This is a genomic window from Microcoleus sp. LAD1_D3, from assembly GCF_036702135.1.
Classification (GTDB): Bacteria; Cyanobacteriota; Cyanobacteriia; order Cyanobacteriales; family Microcoleaceae; genus Microcoleus.
This window is the reverse complement of the sequence record NZ_JAUBSB010000044.1, coordinates 20,693-39,138: the sequence shown is the minus strand read 5'-3', so window position 1 is coordinate 39,138 and position 18,446 is coordinate 20,693. Positions and strand designations below refer to the sequence as shown.

Below are 18,446 nucleotides of genomic sequence, written 5' to 3'. Positions count from 1 at the left end.
TCACCGATGTGCGAAAATGTCAAGCGGACGCGAAAATCTACAACTTTCCCGGTGGAAACTATCAGGAGGTAGCTGACGATGACAAAAACTCAAACCAAGCGTTTTCCGCGCAGCCTTGACTTATTTTGCGGCATGGGAGGGTTAACTCTGGGTTTTAAACGTGCTGGCATCCAAGCGATCGGCGGCATAGATTACTGTGAAAACGCCAAACAAACTTTTGAACGCAACCTATCTCCACTTCCGTGTCTGGTATCTGACTTAACCCAGACAACCGTTTCCGAAATAGAGGAATTCTTTAAAATTTCAGCAGCAGAAATCGACATTATTACGGGGGGAGCACCGTGCCAAGGATTCAGCACTGTTGGCAAGCGAGAGATAACAGATCCTCGCAATTCTTTATGGCGCAATTTTCGCGACTTGGTGGCTGAAATTCGTCCTGCTTATGTCATTATCGAGAATGTTGAAGGAATGCTGGTAATGCAGGGAGGCAAAGTGCGCGATTCAGTCATCGCTAGCTTTGCTGATATCGGCTATCACATGAAATGTCGCCTTTTAAAGGCGGCTGACTACGGCGTACCCCAACTGCGAAAACGTGCTTTTTTTATAGGTTGGCTTGATGGATTGCTGCCGCCTGAGTTTCCAGTACCAACTTCTCACTATTATGTGACTGTAGCTGATGCAATTTCAGATCTACCGCCATTAAATGCTGGAGAAATATGTAAATCTTACCAGAGTATACCACAAACTGACTATCAAATAGCTAGGCGCAAGACCGCCAACATACTGCTACATCACGAGGCTGCCAATCATTCACAAAAGTTAATTGAAATTCTGAAGTATATCCCAGATGGTGGAAACCGAAAGTCTATTCCCGATCGCCTTCAACCAGCCAGCGGTTTTCACAATAGCTATGCTCGACTAGCTAGTAATAAACCAGCTATTGCTGTAACATCTAACATGAGAAAACCTTCGTCTGCACGAGCCACTCATCCTAGTCAGCATCGAGGATTGACTGTCCGCGAAGGATTGAGGCTGCAATCTTTTGATGATGATTTCGAGGTTATTGGTTCGAGAACATCACAGTACCTTCAAGTCGGAAATGCCGTACCCCCACTACTAGGATTGGCGGTAGGCAAGGAAGTTGTCAAGGCTTATCAAAGCCACTCAGATGAGGAAATTTTTAGAGCCAGAGCGCAAAAAGTAAAGTCGCTCAATGCAGACTTAAAGTTTCCCATTCAGCTTGCTCTTGAAATCCTAGTTTAACTTTGATAATAAGTAAGAGAGTTGTGTTCAGGATCTCGCTCGCCGATAAATGCCAGTAGCCGGGCAACAGCACTAGGATTCTGTTCAACGTGAGCAAGATAGTGAAGCATTTCATGCACTGCAGCATCCTGCTTTTGCCAATCCCAGATCCTCACGGATCTAATTAGCTCGTCTTGTGCGAACGGAATGATGCCGTCTTCGCTAAGTAGAGAACGCGCTTCGCTGTTTATGGAAAGTACAAAAGCCACGCCAAGAATTTGATGGCCTGTTACTTGTTTCTGGAAACTTCCCAATTGTTGCTTGAGGTTTTTAAGCGAAATGTGGCAGTCTTTTACTTCTATTGATATTTCTAGATCCAGACCGTAATAACAGTCAATATCTCCAAAACGGCGCTGTCGGGACGAACCTGTTCGTACCTTATCAACGACAAAGCTGAGATGAGGCCGATCGGCTTTGAAATAACCGCAAGCAATCGCTTGAAAAACTAAACCCCCATTCTCATCTGGATCGCTGCGCGGGTAATTGTTTATTATCTCTGGAAATAAACGAACTCGTAACGATTCTCTAGTAACAAATATGTTCTTTTGCAATCGTTCAAGACCAAAATCAATAAGTTTTTGGCAGAGTAGAAAGCGTCCAGACTCGGACAGACGAAAACAGAGAATCAGCAGGTCTTGAAACTTTTGCCATTGACCTGTATTGTAAACATAAGCACTGGGATATTTAGAACGATTTAGACTGTGAAAAAATTGAACAATTGACTCTTCTATACGTCGGATACCTACTTGAGTAGATTGAGCAAATTTTAAAGTTAGTGTATTTGCCTGTTGTTCTCCCCGTTCAGTGACAACTTGGTAACGTTTAAATAATTCTTCAATTGTAAGCTGCTCTCTTAATTCTTTGGCAGAGTCATCAACATTAGATAGACGCTGTGCGACGATCGCAAAATCAAGGGCAAGACCGAGGATATACTTCATCCGGGTAAATCGGCTACCTACGTATTCCAATACCTGTTGGATTATTATCTGTTCGCTATTTGCTACTTCGTCAGGCTCAAAGCCAGTCCCAAAGTGTGGCGAAAGAAGTTCTTGAATTGCTTCTATCTCACTATCAGTGCGTTCGTACATTGAAAAAATAGAGTGATCGTATACAAAATACCAGAGTTCAGTATAAGCGATCGCTATTCCAGAACACAGCTTGGCCCCATAAGTTGCTTTAACGCAAAGATGTGCGAAAATGTCAAGCGGACGCTCAAACCAAAAGTCCGTAAAGGACTGTTAAACGCTCTCTCACACATTTCTGATGCGAAATACCAAAACATTCTTTTTGTCAAGCTTGTTCCTGATTGGCTTAACAATTAGTTTTCTGCTGACTCCTGGTTGGTTCTCAAACTTCCCCTCCCGGGCAATCGCAACTATGCCCCCGCAAACCCAAACCGCCGAATTTCGCGCCTTCTGGGTGGACGCCTTCAACCCCGGCTTCAAAACGCCTCAAGAAGTCACAAAATTGATCGCAGACGCGCAGCGGGCAAATGCCAACGCGATCGTCGCCCAAGTCCGCCGCCGTGGCGATGCCTTTTACACGAGTGCGATCGAACCCCGCACCCTCGATCCTAACGTTCCCCCCGGTTTCGATCCGCTGCAAGATTTGATTGACAAAGCCCACGCCGCAGGCATTGAAGTACACGCTTGGATGGTGACGCTGCCGGTGGTTTCGGGCACCAAACTTCCCGCCGGTCACGTTTGGCAACAACACGGGCCTTCGGCCCCCGGCAGCGACAATTGGGCGATGCTGACTTACGGTGGGGAAGCCCAAGGCTATCTTGATCCCGGTCATCCAGACGCCGTAGATTATACTGTTTCCGTCTATTTGGACTTGCTCAAGCGCTACGATGTGGACGGCGTACAGTTGGATTATGTGCGCTACGGCGGGCCGACTTGGGGCTACAATCCGACTGCGATCGCCCGTTTCAATCAGCAAACAGGTCGATCGGGCAAACCCGCACCCACCGATCCAGCGTGGATGCAGTGGCGGCGCGACCAGGTAACAAATTTAGTGCGGAAGCTTTATGTAGAAAGCCTTGCGATTAAACCGCGTGTTAAAATTACCGCCGCCACGATCGCCTGGGGAGACGGCCCGAAAAACGAGGCAGGGTGGTATCAAACGCAGCCTTACAAAGAAGTATTGCAGGATTGGCGCGCTTGGCTGGAAGAAGGGATCGTAGACATGGTGATGCCGATGACTTACCAGCGCGAGTACAAACGATCGCAAAAACTCGCTTATGACAACTGGATCGAGTACGCCAAAGACCACCAGTACAACCGCCAAATTGCGATCGGCCCCGGCAATTACCTCAACTACATCGAAGACACTCTAGGCCAGATTCGTCGCGCCGAACAGCCGTCTGCGAAAGGAAATCACGTCGCAGGTACGGTGCTGTATTCCTACGCTAGCAGCAACGTGTACACGAATGTGGAACTGCGATCGGGCGGTAGCGGTGATTTGCCCCGCCAGCCTTGGAAATACGTTCCCCAAAGCAACGATTTGTTTTACACCGCGCTTTCGCAGCCGAGTCAATACGTTGATGCTGCGACGGGCAAAACCTATGAAACTCAGCCTGTGTGGGCGACAGCAGCAGCGGTTCCCGATATGCCTTGGAAGTCGCGGCCGACTACAGGTGCGATCGCCGGAAATTTGCAGCGGTGCGATTCCCTACGGGATAGCTTCGCTGCACGAACTTGCGACGGTGCGAACTTGACATTGCAGTCGATCGATGCTGTTGGCAAGGTGCGTCAACTGCGCGCGGATGGCAAAGGATGGTTTGGGGCGATCGAGCTTTCTCCAGGAACTTATCAGTTGAAAGTTGACGGAAGTCAAATTCAACAAACAGTTAATGTTCTTGCGGGCGAAGTAACAAAAATCAATCTCGGAGCATCTTAATCAACTTGTAGTTTACTCGTTACCAGGCAGAGCCTGGTAACGCAGATCCGCAGGCTCTGCCTCCAATTTCCATAAAAGCTTGCGAGGCAGAGCCTCTAGATATCGGTTCCCCGGCTCTGCCTGGGAACCAGTTAATATCATAAGCTAAAATAAAATCATCCCACATCAAATTATAAATTTATCAATCGAGATATGCTAACAACCGAAGCTGCTTTCACGCTCCGTAAATGGACAGTTAAAGAGTATCACAAACTGGGAGAGATGGGATTTTTTCACCCAGAGGAACGAGTCGAATTACTTTCAGGAAATATCATCAAAATGAGTGCAAAAGGAACTGCTCACACTTCAGCCACGAGACGTACTGCCAGCGTGCTGAGCGATCTTCTGGGAAATCAGGCTGCTGTTTATACCCAAGATCCGATCGCCCTTGATGACAATTCTGAACCAGAACCGGATATCGCCGTAGTCAGAATCGATCCTTTTGACTATGCGACTCACCATCCGACTCCCTCAGAGGTATATCTAATTATCGAAGTGGCAGATACCAGCTTGGCTTACGATCGCGAAATTAAAGCCAAAATTTACGCGCGATCCGGCATTGCCGATTATTGGGTGCTAAATGTGGGCGATCGACAACTGCACGTTTTTCGAGAACCTACTGAAAATGGCTATCAAAGTGAAGTAATTCTTGGGGAAACTGCGAGCATTTCACCGCTGGAATTTCCCGCGTTCAATATCGCAATTCAGGCAATGTTGCCTCCTCTGGTATCACATTGAAAACGGGTGTATCAATTCTATTCATTGGCTAGCAGAGTGTTCGCAGATAAGTAATTAAATATTGGTTCAGAAAAATTGGGGGTTAAAACTAATTAATTAGCGCATTAATGGTGTTTTAAGCAGCTAGTAATTGCCTGATATTTAGAGTCATGATTAAACCTACATATTTTTTTACGGTAGTAGATACAAGTCCTTAATTTAACTGAGATTATTAAATTATAATGCCTATTAGCTTTAAACAAGCGAATTAAGAGCATTTTTTCATTTGAGGTTGACTCTCAGTCCAAATAATGTGGAGGCCCTTGGCATAATAGCTGTTTAATCGCAATCCTTCAATCGACACCATTCACTATACGATAACGATGCCGCCGAGCTTGATATAAAAACTCATGCTAATTGCCGACAATCGGCAGAGTGATATGTACCGTTGTTTCCTTTTGATAGATACTGGTAATTGAGAACTCTCCTCCTGCGAGTTCGACAATTTTCTTGACAATTTTTAAGCCGATACCGATGCCCTGTTGCTCATAAGTCTTGCGATCAAACTGCATGAAAGCACCAATTTTAGCAATTTGCTCTTCTGTCATGCCCCGCCCTGAGTCATGTACAGATAAATTCAGCATCTTCCCTACAACTTGACTACTAACATTAATGGTTGTCTCTGGTGAGGAGAATTTCAGCGCATTATCAACTAATTGATAGAGAATCGTTGATAGATATCGGTCTGATAGAGCGATCTCCGCTTCCTCAAGTGCCAACACGAGATCGTTGCTACGGTTGACGCTCTCAGCCTGGGATTTCAACGCGGCTTCAATGGCGGAAGCTGAAAATTGAGTCCGGGCCGATTCGATCTTGTGCTGGCGACTTGCGGATAGTTCTAATTCTAAATAAATCAGGAATTTTTTCGTTAATTTTTCTAGGCGACGGGCAGATTCATCGGCCCAGCCTAACATCTCACGGATTTCGGCGATATCCATGTCTTCGATATCGTCCTTGAGCAACCCGATCGTGCCTAAGATGCCATTGAGGGGCGTATTCAGTTCGTGGGACAGACTAGAAGCTAAGTTGCCACGCAGTTCATTGAGGGTGCTTTCCAAGACATTAATGGTATTTTCTTGGATGTGGTATAAGTTCTGGATATTATCATACTGTTGCTTGATTCTGAGCATTGAATGTACGCGGGCACGCAGTTCAATTCCATTCAGAGGTTTACTAATAAAGTCGTCGGCGCCCGCGGTTAGACACTGGGCAAGATCGGATTTTGAGCTTAATGCCGTTACCATAATGATTGGAACAGCTTTCCATTTTGACATCGCTTTGATTTGCCGACAAACTTCGATCCCGTCTATTCCTGGCATCATCACATCGAGTAAAATTATATCGGGCTTAAATAAATCTAGAGATGCGATCGCCTCTTGACCATTAGCAGCGTAATACAATTCATACTCCTGCTCTGATAACAACGTTTCAAGTACATCAAAGTTATCAGGCTCATCATCAACAATTAAGATAGAGAATTGAGACATGGTTGTAACCCCTGCAAGAATGTAGAAAGTTTTATGGGTTTAGGTGATAGTTTTTAGCTGTGCTGCCAAAGTGATTTCAAAAATGCTTCCTTGCGGTTGGTTGCTTCTAATATCAATTCCGGTTGCACTCCTCCGGAATAGTTGACTGTTGAATCGGGGTCGAAAAACTGCATGGTTGAGTGTTAAATCTTGACTCTATTTTATGATTCCGATGCAACCGGAAACGATATGACAGAAATTTCGCCATGTGCCTCAACGAGCATTTTGCAAAAGGCTAAACCCAACCTATTTGAGATAAATCCTTTCAATTTCAGCCCCCGCGAGGGGTTTAGAAAATAAATAACCCTGTCCAAATTCACAGCCGAGTTGTTGGAGGCACTGAAGTTGCTGAGTCGTTTCAATGCCTTCGGCAATGACGGCAAGTTCGAGTTGATTACTCAGAGTAATAATGGTGTTAACGACTTGATATTTGCGATTTCCTGCTTGGATCTGATTGACAAAAGAGCGATCGATTTTGAGGTTATCCACTGGAAAACAGTGCAAATAACCCAGGGAAGAATACCCCGTCCCAAAGTCATCAATGCTGATCTGAATTTGCCGCGATCGCAATTGTTCAGTCAGCGCGATCGCCTTCTGAGCATTGTCCACGATCGCGCTTTCGGTAATTTCCAGTTTCAGGTGAGCGGGGTTGACGGCGGTTTCTGCCAAAACCCGATCGATATCAGCCAAGAGGGTCGGGCAAGTAAATTGCCGCACAGAAAGGTTTACGCTCATGGTTAACTGAGTCCAGCCCCGTTGCTGCCATGCACGCAGTTGCTGACACGCCTGCTTCAACACCAGCATCCCGACTGGCACAATCAGCCCTGTTTCCTCCATGCAGGGGATAAATTCTCCTGGTAAAACCATGTCTCGATCCGGATGCTGCCAGCGTACCAGTGCTTCAAATCCAACGACCTTTTGGGTTTGAAGATTCACAATCGGCTGGTAGTAAGTGACAAACTCTTGATGTTCCAGCGCTCGCTGCAAATCATTTTCCAGCGTCAGGCGGTTCAGCATTGCCAAAGACATCTGGCGATCGAAGATTTGATAGCAGCCTTTACCTCGAAGTTTAGCTTTGTACATTGCCGTATCAGCATCTTGCAAGGGTTCTTCCGGTTGTTGATAAACACTACTGCCTAGAGCAATGCCGATACAAGCAGTCATAAAGAGTTCACAATCGGCAACCACAAACGATGTGTCAAAGCCCCGTAGAATAGCTTGGATAAATGGTTCAAGGGCGATCGCATCATCAATTTGGTGCAGCAAAAAGCAAAACTCATCCTCACCCATACGCGCTAACACGTCGCCGGGGCGCAGATGATGCTGTAACCGTTCTGTGATGGCGATCAGCAATTGATTGCCAATAGCGTAGCCAAAGGAACCATTCACCAGTTTGAACCGATCGCAGTCTAGATACACCACCGCAAAGGAGGATTCCCCAGCTTGTAAAACCTCAGCCAACTTCTGAAGCAAGAAAGTCCGACTGGGTAGCGTTGTGAGCGCATCCTGAAAAATCATGGTTTGCAACTGGGCGGTTCGCTGTTGCACCGTTGCTTCTAATCTGGCATTGAAGGTTACTAATTGCTGATATTGTCGGTGGATGCGTAACATCGATCGCACCCTTGCTGTTAACTCCAAGCGATTCACGGGCTTGCTGATAAAGTCATCCGCCCCAGCCGTCAAACATCTTGCGAGCTCCGTTTTGGTTGTCAGGGCGGTTACCATAACGATCGGCAGAGCTTCCCATTTGGGCATAGCTTTAATGCGCTGACAAACTTCAATGCCATCCATCCCTGGCATCATCACATCCAGCAAAATCACATCTGGCTCAAAGAAGTTTAAGGAATCGATCGCTTCTTGCCCGCTGGCAGCGTAATGCAATTTATAGTCTCGATTGTTCAAGAGAGTTTCAATCACATCAAAATTATCAGGTTCGTCGTCAATGACCAAAACAGATGGTACATTCATGAATTATCTTCCCTGGGAAGTTAAAAGCTGTTGAATGGTGGCTGCTAACTGCTTCAGCTTAACGGGTTTACTAAGGTAATCATTAGCTCCGGCGGCAAGGCAACGATCGCGATCACCTGTCATGGCTAAGGCAGTTAGGGCAACGATCGGCACATCGACCAAGCTAGGATCGAGGCGAATCTGCTGCATAGCTTCTAGACCATCCATACCAGGCATTTGAATGTCCATCAGAATTAGATTGGGGTTTTCCGACTTGGCCAGGGCGATCGCCTCCTCTCCATTCTTAGCCAAAAGAATGCGATAGCCTTTAGCTCTCAGGTAGCTCGAAACCGTACTGATATTGGCTTCGTTGTCTTCGGCCAGCAAGATTAAGGGAGAACCTTCCTGTTCGGGCTGGCTGGGTTCGATGCGGGGATCGGTCTGGGATTCTAGGTCACGAGAGGAGGGCGCACCAGCAGTGCAGGGAAGGTCGATCGCGAAGCAACTTCCTACACCCACCTCGCTAGTTAGCAACACCTGCCCCCCGTGGAGTTCGACAAAGCGTTTCACCAGGGCAAGCCCCAAGCCAGTGCCTGTATATTGACGATTCAGGGCGCTATCGATTTGGATAAAGGGCTGAAACAGTTTGTTGATATCTTCTGGGGCAATACCGATGCCCGTATCGATGACAGCAATTCGCAGGGTCTCTTTGACCAAAAAATCGGGTGGGGAATCGGCAGAATCTGGGTCGGCCGGGCGCTGTTGACGGCTGACTTCTAGGGTGATGCGTCCTCCCTCTGGGGTGAATTTGACAGCGTTGTTGAGCAGGTTGATCAAGACTTGGCGGATGCGCCGTTCATCTATTAATAAGTCGGGCAGATTGAGTTGCAGTTTAATCTCTAGCTGGAGGCGTTTTTGCAGGGCTTGTTGTCTGATAAATGCTAGACTGGATTGACAGAGATGATTGACCGAAACTGGGGTGCAATCCAGCTCCATTTGACCCGATTCAATTTTGGCGACATCCAAAATGTCGTCGATTAATTCTAGTAAGTGAAAGCCACTGCGCTCGATGGTTTGTAAAGCTTTAATTTGTCGTTCGTTGACGATGCCAAAAACTTGATCTTGTAGCCCCTCGCTCATGCCCAGAATGGCATTGAGGGGAGTGCGGAGTTCGTGACTCATATTGGCTAGGAATGCGTCTTTGAGCCTTGTAGCGCGAATTAATTCTTCGTTGGAAATGCCGAGTTGGGCGTTTGTTTCGGTCAGTTGAGCTTCTGCCCGTTGACGTTCGGCTAATTCTGTCTGTAATTGCTCAAAAAGATTAGACTGCTGAATGGCGATCGCTAATTGGTTAGCCGTTTGTTTAAATAAATTAATTTCCCAATCTTCCCACTGGCGCGGACGATCGCAGTGATGGGCGATCAGTAATCCCCACAGAGATTGATTCAGAATAATTGGAACTACAAGTTTAGCTCTGACATGGATGGATGCGAGGAATTCAATCAAGCAGGGTAAGACTGACTGGTTTTCATCTTCGCGATCGCTGAGGGCATACACTCTTCCTTGGAGATAGCGATCGTAGTTCTGTTTTGGGAAAACTTCTTCAGGAAATACGATATCCAGAATCTTAGGCCATTTTGGCAAAACAGATTCCGCAATGGCAGCCCCCGTTCCTCCAGGAAACACACGATAGACTAGCACTCGATCTGATTGCAAAACCTGATGGACTTCCTCAACAGTGACATTGAGAATCTCGTTTAGGTTCAGAGATGACCGCATCCTTTGATTAATCGATCCCAGCAAGCGTTCCTGTTTTGCTTGTTGTTCCAATCTCAATTCGGCTTGTTTGCGATCGCTGATATCCGATAAAACTCCCTGGATATTAATCACTACTCCTTTAGCATTTCTAATAGCTGTGATGCTGGTTCTCACCCAAATATAATTACCATCCTGGTAGTAATATCGGAACTCAGAATGAGTTGACGTTTTAGAAAAATTGAGATTTTGCTGATAATCACTATACACTAATAGCCGATCGTCTGGATGCACCAGTTCTATAAACGGCTTACCAATCCATTCACTCTCTTCCCAGCCAAAAATATTCTTGAATTGCGGTGAGAGATAAGTGATAATGCCATCTTTATCAGATGACCAAATCACATCTTTACCTCCTTCTACTAGCTGCCGGAATTTACCTTCACTCTCTGCTAATTGAGCCTCAATCTGTTTGCGATCGGTAATGTCTTGGATCAAGGCCAGTATATAAATCAGTCCGTCGTTGCTCGATAGGATTGAGGCAGAAATGGCGATTGTGCGTTTCTGCCCATCTTTACGCTGGATTTCCCTTTCCTGGGCAATAAAGCTTTCCCCTTCTTGTATCTGTCTGAGGTTGGCGATCGCCTGTTCTTGAGCCTCTAAATCCGGGTACACACTTCGATACAAACCCAAGTGGTTGATTTCTTCTAAGGTGTAGCCCGTAATCGCTTGCATTTGCTGATTCCAGACCGTGAAGCGGACAAAGGGAAATTTCTCAGTTTCATTGAAAACGCACAGCCCTTCTGCCATGTTTTCTACAATTTGTTGACGGAAACTATTTTCCTGCTGAAGCGTTGCTTCGGCTAACTTGCGATCGGTAATGTCGAAGTGAATGGCTAGATACTGAAAAGGCCGCCCGCCTTCGTCCAGAAAGGGGACGATGGTGCTGGCAACCCAGTACAGGCTACCGTTCTTCGTGCCGTTGCAAATTTCACCGCGCCAAATCAGACCGCTGGCAATGGTGCGCCACAGGTTTTGGAAAAAGTCGGGGGGATGGTAGCCAGAGTTTATCAGGCGATGGGTTTTGCCGATGAGTTCATCGCGGGAGTAGCCAGAGACTGCACTGAAGCGATCGTTGACGTAGGAGATCACCCCTTTACCATCGGTGATGGCGACACTCGCGGAATGATCGAGGGCGAGTTTGAAAGCGGAGAGTTCTTGAATTAACTGCTGCCGTTCCAGTTCAATGTGTTTGCGATCGGTAATATCAAAGTTGACCCCAATCATGCTCTGGGGATTGCCTTGGACATCTCGCACCACCACTCCAAATGCTTTAACAAAGTGGATGCTGCCATCGGGATGCAAGATCCGATACTCGGTATCGTATTCTGTCTGTCCCAAAACAGCTTGGTGGAGCAATGTTTCAGTGGAGGTGCGATCGTCGGGATGTAGCCTGTTCATCCACAAGTCGTAGACCATATAGGAATTAGATTGTTTCGTGAGGCCAAACAGTTCGTACATCCGCTCATCCCCAAGGATGGTGTTCTGTGCAATGTCCCATTCCCAACAACCGATCGCCCCAGATTTGAGGGACAAGGCGAGGCGATCCGATAGTTTCTGTAGTTCTGCTGCGGTTCGTTTGCGATCGCTAATATCTTTGGCGATGGCTAAAAAGCCGATAATTTGCTGATTGGCGTCCTTGAGGGCGGTGATGGATAGTGACACAGGAAAGCGAGAGCCATCTTTGCGAATATAGCTCCACTCTTCTTCACTGATCGTGCCTTGGCGGGCTTGGGCAACAAAAACTTCAAAGCCAGGAGGAATATTTTGCCCCAGTTCAACAGAGAGCAATCCTGCCCGATCGATTACCTCGTTTACATCGTGGATGAATGCGGGTGTGACTTTGCCAACTATTTCTGCGGCACTGTAACCCAGCATCCGTTCGGCCCCGGCATTAAAGGTCTGGATGATGCCAGTTGGGTCAGTGGAAATGATGGAATAATCAGCACCATCGAGGATAGCGCGTTGCAGGCTGTTGACTTGCCAAAGCTCTTGGGTGCGTTCTGCGACTTTTGCTTCTAGATGTTGGTTGAGTTGGTACAGTTGTCGCTCGGCCTGTTTGCGATCGCTAATGTCTCGAATCATAAACAGGGCTTCATCTTCGCTGCTTTTGACAACTCTGACCTCTTCATCGTGAAAGCGATCGCCTATCTGCACCTGTTGTTCATAAATTTGCAGTTCTCCTGTGCGTAAGGCTTGTTCTAGGTAGTGTAGATGTCGGGTTGCAATCTCTGCTGGCATAACATCTACCATCGCGAAACCAGTAGAATCGAAATCTATGGGGAGAAAGTCAATCTCACGATTGGCTGTCACGCCCCCCCGATAAATACCATCGGCACCCACGCGAAACATGAAGTCTGGAATGGCTGCTAATATGGCTCGGCTTTGGGCTTCGCTTTCGATCAGGGCCGCTTCTGCTTGTTTGCGATCGCTAATATCCCGAGCAATTTTTGATGCGCCAACGATCTTTCCAGTCCCATCTTTAATAGGAGAAACCGTAAACGAAATATCCATTAACTTTCCATCTTTGTTTTGTCGCACAGTTTCATAATGAGTAACGGCTTCTCCTTGCTGAATTTTTTCCAGAATGGATAATTCCTCATTCCTGAGTTCAGTGGGCCTCAGTAGGAGTATCGATTGACCGATGACTTCCTGAGCCTGATAACCAAATAGTTTTTCTGCCCCTGCGTTCCAGCTAACGATCGCGCCATCTAAAGTTTTACTGATGATGGCCTCCGCAGACGACTCGACAATAGCTGCCAGTTGAGACAGGGCGACTTCTGTTTGCTTGCGATCGCTAATATCTGTAACAGTGCCTACATAGCCGATGGCTTGCCCCTCTGTATCGAGTTCGGCAACAGACTGCCCATAGACCCAAGTCACCCCACCGTCGGGACGTTGAAAGCGGTATTCGAGCTGGAAGGGACGATTTTCTTCGATAGATTGCTGCCATTCGGTGGCGATCGCGACGCGATCGTCGGGGTGTAGCCCTTCTCGCCATCCGTCTCCGAAGGCGCTTGTTGGGGTGAGTCCGCTAATCTGACACCAGCGATCGTTAACATAGATGCAGTTGCCCGCAGCATCGGTGCGAAAAATCCCCACTGGAGACGCTTCCACTAAGGTGGCGTAGCGTTCTTCGCTCTCTTGCAGGTGGGCTTCAGCTTGTTTGCGATCGGTAATATCTGTAACTGTGCCCAAATAGCCGACTATTTGCCCCTTGGCATCCTGTTCAGCGACGGACTGCCCATAGATCCACGTCACCACACAGTCGGGACTTTGAAAGCGATATTCGAGCTGAAAAGGCTGTTGGTCTTGGATGAATTGCTCCCATTCGGCGATGACCCAATCGTGATCGTCGGGGTGTAGCGCTTGTTGCCATCCGTTCCCAATGGCAGCTTCTGGTGTGAGTCCGGTGAGTTGAAAGTAGCGCTCGTTGATATATGTGCATAGCCCCGCAGGGTCGGTGCGAAAAATCCCCACTGGAGCCGCAGCCGCAAGAGTAGCATAGCGTTGTTCGCTCTCTCGCAGGCGGGCTTCGGCTTGCCGTCGTTCCGTCAGTTCTTCCTGCAATTTTTGGTGGGTGGTAGCTTGCCCAAGGGCGATCGCCAGATGCACCGATAAGGCTTGCACGAGTTCGATTTCTTCCGGTTGCCACTCGCGGGGATGCTGGCTTTCGCTGGCATTAAGCAAGCCCCACAGTTTATCGCCACACAGAAGAGGTACTAAAATTTTGGCTCGCGTTTGGAGGCGGATCAGCAGATTTCTGTGACAGTCTGACATTGCGATCGTGTAGATATCCGGCACAACGTGAATCCGCCCCAGGCGATACATCTCAGCCTGGTCTTGCTTAAACCAGGTGTCCTCGATCCGTTCGCCGATCAGAGACAGGGACGAGTCGGTGGATTCTGCTACGGCACTGACTTGCCCATCGGCTTCAAACTGCCAAATATTGACGCGATCGCAGCCCAACACTTGCCGCACCTGCTCGACAGTCGTATCCAGAATCGTTTGCAGGCTCAGGGACGAGTAAATTTGCGTGGCTAGCTCTGCGACTAATTTTTCTCGCCCGGCCTTAGCTTTTAGGGCGATCGTCCGGGCTTCAACTTGCTCCTCTATGATATTTTCCAGCATTTGAATCTTCTCCGCCTCTTGGCGCACCACTTTCTCTTCCAACTTCTGGGCCAGCTTGTAGAGTTCCAGCGGGTTGAGGGCTTGCAGCAAACTGGTCTGGGTGACGATGCCCAATAACTCCCCTTGCTCGCTCGTCACTGCCAACCGCCCGCTCGATCGCTGCTCCATCATCTGCTGCACAGTCCAGAGCGAATCGTCGGGTCTAACGGCGAAAATCGGCGTACTCATTACCCCCTGTGCCGTACAGGTTTCCTGGTCCAAGCCCAATGCCTGAAATTGTACAATATCCCGCTCGGTAACAATCCCCACCGGAATTTGCAGCCGTTCTGGTCGATCGCCCGGTTCTAGAATCATGACGGAACTGACGCGGTGCTGGGACATCCGTTGGGCGATCGCGAGCATGGAAGTATCTGGTGCAACACAAATGACATCACTCGTCATCACCTCAGACACCAGCCGCAACCGCAACAGGTCAATTGGTCGGGAGGTTTGCCGCAGACTTTCATGAGTCACGATCCCCACGAGGCGATCGTGCTCATCTAGGATGGGCAAATGGCGAATGTGATACTGCTGGAGCAAACTAATAGCAAAAAATAAATCGGTCAAGGCAGACTCGTGCAGGGTGACGACTGGATGGAGCATCACCTCCCGAATTGCCAAATTCTCTAAGGAACGCTGCTGAGCACTCAGTAGCACCACGTCCCGCTCTGTCAAAATACCGAGCAACTGCCTGTCTTCCATGACCAATACGCAGCTTGACCGTACCTCTAGATGGAGTTGAGCCCGTTGTCCATCCACAGTTTTGGCGGCATCACAGATAGCTCGCATGCCACTCATCTGGGCGATCGCATCCATCACTGTTGTATCCGGTGAAACCACCAAGGGTTCCCGGACGATCGCAGCCCTGAGTTCTACTGGAGTGAGAGCCGTAGTACGAATGAACATGGGTTTATAGGGTTAGAATCTGTATCACAGAATCTCTGCACGTCTGTGTACATCAGGTCATTTTGCGTAGGTTTATGCCTAATTGTATCCGTCCTTCCCATGAACTGGTGTTAATTGACACTCCCCTGCCTAAAGGCGAGGGGATTCTTGGATCAGCCAGTCAATTTGCTCGTTGATGTCGCCACCAACAAGTAGAGATCGCCCTGTCCCCCAGCGTGAATTCCGGTGTGCCCCACCGTATTTAAATTGATTCCTGCCTGCTTCAATCCCTTTGCCAAAATATTTCTTCCGGCATTATGGTCGCGATCTAGTACCGTACCGCAACCACAAATATGAGTTCGAGTTGACAGAGCTTTCTTGACTGAATTGCCACAATTTGAACAATCTTGGGAAGTGTACTGAGGTGGAACAGCAATTACTGTTTTGCTGTACACTTTCCCAAAATATTCCAACCATTGAGCAAACAGTGACCACGCCGCATCGCTAATTGACTTAGCAAGCTTGTGGTTTTTGACCATGTTCCGCACCTGAAGCTCTTCGTAGGCTACGAAATCGTTAGATTTCACCACGCACAACGCCGTCTTTATGGCGAAGTCTTTACGCTGCCGACTAACCTTTAAGTGCTTTCTTCCTAACTTGTCGATCGCTTTTTTCCGGTTTTTAGAACCTTTCTTTTTCCGAGAAACTCGCTTCTGCAATCTCTTTAAAGCTTTTTCACTTTTTTTGAGATACCGAGGATTAGGAACTGTTTCACCGTCGCTGTCGGTATAGAAGTGGTTTAACCCGACATCTATGCCAATAAACTTACCAGTAGAAATGGGTTCCTCTTTTCGTTCAACGTTGATGCAGAATTGGGCATAGTATCCGTCGGCACGACGCACTACTCTAATTCGCTTAATCTCATCGGGTGCATAGAAATGCAAATCCCGACTGCCGATTAACTTGAACTTCCCAGCAGCAAAACCATCCTTAAATGTTAGGCATCTTTTGTTATTAGAAAGCGACCAACCCGACTGCTTGTACTCAACGGAGCGAGTGTGTTTCTTGAACTGTGGGTATCCTTTTTTCCCTGGTTTCTTGGCTTTGCAATTGGCAAAGAAACGTTGGATAGCAAAAATGGTACGTTCCGCCGAAGCTTGACGTGCCGTTGAGTTAAGCTTGCCTGCCCATTCAAACTCTTTCGCCATAACGGCGCATTGTTTGTACAGGTCTACTAGCTTAATTCCTTGATTGTCTACCCAATGTCTAAGAGTTTTATTTCGGACAAATTGAGCCGTCCGAATCATGTCGTCAATGATCCGATATTGCTCTGCTTTGCCTTTCAACTTAAACTCTAATACTATCATTGAAATAGTTTATCATTTTTACTGAAACTTTTACTTACAAATCTGTGCATTTAACAAATTTTTACGATCTTTGTAATTAAAGCCGTCCTATAAGGACGGGGCTTTAGACCCAATTTCTTGGTAAGTAGGCGGGGAAATTTTATAAGTATGTAACTGAATATTAAGAGTCGTGATTGGAGTTAAATTTTATCCGTTTCGTGCTGTAGTTTCCTCTTTCTCCTCTAGTTTCCACTCCCTGAATGACTCCGTAGGCAAGTGTTCTAAGCTGCTACGCATTTAAATTGAATCCAGATCCGGGTTCTCCGGCCAGTTCCACAATAATTGTAGAAAAATTGACTGTCAAATTAGATGCACAACAGCTTAGCTCGTCATCCAACATTTTTCCTACTTCTTCATCTTTTTTAATGTGTTGCCACTCCTATTCAATTGGGTTCATTTCTGAACAATATGTGGGCAATAACAAGATGTATGAACCTTAATCGAGCGCCTCTATATTGAGTTATTTTAGTAGATATATTTTTTATATTTACTTATTATTTTAACATAGTTTTTTTTAGCACAGACTTACTTATGTTTTTTTATTAACCACAGAGGGCGCAGAGAAAGAGAAGAGATAGAGAGAATGGCTTTTCTCTTATTTTTCAGTCCCCCTCTGCTAGGACCAGAGTTTGTGTAGACGCGGTTTCAACCGCCGATTCTTCTCTTCCCTTCTCTATTCCTAATCGCTTTCTAGAATGCTTGCAAGCAAAGCTTGCTGAGCGTGCATCCGATTTTCTGCCTGATCCCAAACGCGCGATTGACTGCCTTCAATCACTGCATCGGTAATCTCTTCATCCCGGTGTGCGGGCAAACAGTGCAATACAATTGCATTTTTATCTGCTAACTTCAGCAATTGTTCGTTTACCTGATAGGGTTCAAACAAAGGAATCCTGATTTTTGCTTCCTCTTCCTGTCCCATACTCGCCCAAACATCAGTATAAATCACTTGAGAATTTTTAGCAGCAGATTCCGCATCAGCAGTCACAGTAACTTCTGTTTTTCCCTGAGCAATTGCCTTAGCTTTTTCCACAATCTCAATATTCGGGCCGAAATCTTCAGGACAAGCAATTCTGACATTTATCCCGGTCATTGCACAGCCCAACATGAGCGAATTTGCCATGTTGTTACCGTCGCCAAAATAAGTCAGGGTCAATCCTTCTAGCTTGCCAAAACACTCTTTTACTGTCATTAAATCCGCCAGCACTTGACATGGGTGTTCGTCATCTGTCAGCGCATTAATCACAGGAATTTTCGCATAGTTGGCAAAAGTTGCTAAATCCTTTTGCTCGAAAGTCCGAATCGCCAAAATGTCTAAATATCTGTCTAAAACCCTGGCTGTATCTACCAAAGGTTCACCGCGGCTGACTTGGGTAACGTTGGGATTAAGGTCAATCACTTGCCCTCCCAATTTATACATTGCCACCGTAAAACTTACCCGCGTTCGCGTTGAAGCTTTGGAAAATAACAAGCCGAGAACTTTATTGCGTTTCAGCTTGACCATTCCCGATTTTAAACTGGTTGCTAGATCCAGCAAATAATTTAATTCGTCAATGCTTAAATCTGCCAGACTTAATAAATCTCGCCCTTTTAAGGAATCCATGCTTTCCCCCACACACAAATTTTTAACTTTGTCTTAAATCTTAGCCCGCAGAGGTGAATTTTGTTTCTGTAATCCCTA

General features: G+C 47.0%; 9 protein-coding genes. 3 read left to right on the top strand and 6 right to left on the bottom strand.

What is annotated here, in order from left to right; genetic code table 11:
- The first annotated feature begins 78 nt into the window (after positions 1-78).
- Positions 79-1,263, top strand: coding sequence for a DNA cytosine methyltransferase (locus QUA74_RS21405; RefSeq protein ID WP_333333266.1), 1,185 nt, complete (start codon positions 79-81; stop codon positions 1,261-1,263).
- Here QUA74_RS21405 and QUA74_RS21400 read toward each other — a convergent pair.
- On the bottom strand, positions 1,260-2,390 hold the full coding sequence (locus tag QUA74_RS21400; protein WP_333333264.1) for a hypothetical protein: 1,131 nt from the start codon (positions 2,388-2,390) through the stop codon (positions 1,260-1,262). The genes QUA74_RS21405 and QUA74_RS21400 overlap by 4 nt on opposite strands.
- Positions 2,391-2,679: 289 nt before the next feature.
- Here QUA74_RS21400 and QUA74_RS21395 point away from each other — a divergent pair, with 289 nt between their 5' ends.
- Complete coding sequence (locus QUA74_RS21395; RefSeq protein ID WP_333333262.1) at positions 2,680-4,203, top strand: family 10 glycosylhydrolase; 1,524 nt, start codon at positions 2,680-2,682, stop codon at positions 4,201-4,203.
- 192 nt (positions 4,204-4,395) lie between these two features.
- Positions 4,396-4,980, top strand: a complete 585-nt coding sequence (locus tag QUA74_RS21390; RefSeq protein WP_333333260.1) for a Uma2 family endonuclease — start codon at positions 4,396-4,398, stop codon at positions 4,978-4,980.
- Positions 4,981-5,372: 392 nt separating this feature from the next.
- On the opposite strand, the gene QUA74_RS21385 is transcribed toward QUA74_RS21390, so the two are convergent.
- The 5 genes from QUA74_RS21385 to argF all read right to left on the bottom strand — a co-directional run bounded on the left by QUA74_RS21385 (position 5,373) and on the right by argF (position 18,368).
- Positions 5,373-6,506, bottom strand: a complete 1,134-nt coding sequence (locus QUA74_RS21385; protein ID WP_333333258.1) for a hybrid sensor histidine kinase/response regulator — start codon at positions 6,504-6,506, stop codon at positions 5,373-5,375.
- Positions 6,507-6,791: 285 nt separating this feature from the next.
- Complete coding sequence (locus QUA74_RS21380; protein WP_333333256.1) at positions 6,792-8,513, bottom strand: EAL domain-containing protein; 1,722 nt, start codon at positions 8,511-8,513, stop codon at positions 6,792-6,794.
- A gap of 3 nt (positions 8,514-8,516) precedes the next feature.
- On the bottom strand, positions 8,517-15,383 hold the full coding sequence (locus QUA74_RS21375; protein WP_333333254.1) for a PAS domain S-box protein: 6,867 nt from the start codon (positions 15,381-15,383) through the stop codon (positions 8,517-8,519).
- A 152-nt stretch (positions 15,384-15,535) separates the two neighbouring features.
- Positions 15,536-16,729, bottom strand: a complete 1,194-nt coding sequence (locus QUA74_RS21370) for a transposase (RefSeq protein WP_333333253.1) — start codon at positions 16,727-16,729, stop codon at positions 15,536-15,538.
- Between the two features lie 718 nt (positions 16,730-17,447).
- The gene (gene argF / locus QUA74_RS21365) at positions 17,448-18,368 is read right to left on the bottom strand and encodes an ornithine carbamoyltransferase (protein WP_333333251.1); all 921 of its coding nucleotides are present in this window, start codon (positions 18,366-18,368) and stop codon (positions 17,448-17,450) included.
- Positions 18,369-18,446: the final 78 nt, after the last annotated feature.

What these genes read in the sequence shown, in the direction of transcription:
- QUA74_RS21405 (WP_333333266.1), top strand. Translation starts at nt 79, where the DNA reads ATGACAAAAACTCAAACCAAGCGTTTTCCGCGCAGCCTTGACTTATTT.
- QUA74_RS21400 (WP_333333264.1), bottom strand. Translation starts at nt 2,390, where the DNA reads ATGTACGAACGCACTGATAGTGAGATAGAAGCAATTCAAGAACTTCTT.
- QUA74_RS21395 (WP_333333262.1), top strand. Translation starts at nt 2,680, where the DNA reads ATGCCCCCGCAAACCCAAACCGCCGAATTTCGCGCCTTCTGGGTGGAC.
- QUA74_RS21390 (WP_333333260.1), top strand. Translation starts at nt 4,396, where the DNA reads ATGCTAACAACCGAAGCTGCTTTCACGCTCCGTAAATGGACAGTTAAA.
- QUA74_RS21385 (WP_333333258.1), bottom strand. Translation starts at nt 6,506, where the DNA reads ATGTCTCAATTCTCTATCTTAATTGTTGATGATGAGCCTGATAACTTT.
- QUA74_RS21380 (WP_333333256.1), bottom strand. Translation starts at nt 8,513, where the DNA reads ATGAATGTACCATCTGTTTTGGTCATTGACGACGAACCTGATAATTTT.
- QUA74_RS21375 (WP_333333254.1), bottom strand. Translation starts at nt 15,383, where the DNA reads ATGTTCATTCGTACTACGGCTCTCACTCCAGTAGAACTCAGGGCTGCG.
- QUA74_RS21370 (WP_333333253.1), bottom strand. Translation starts at nt 16,729, where the DNA reads ATGATAGTATTAGAGTTTAAGTTGAAAGGCAAAGCAGAGCAATATCGG.
- argF (WP_333333251.1), bottom strand. Translation starts at nt 18,368, where the DNA reads ATGGATTCCTTAAAAGGGCGAGATTTATTAAGTCTGGCAGATTTAAGC.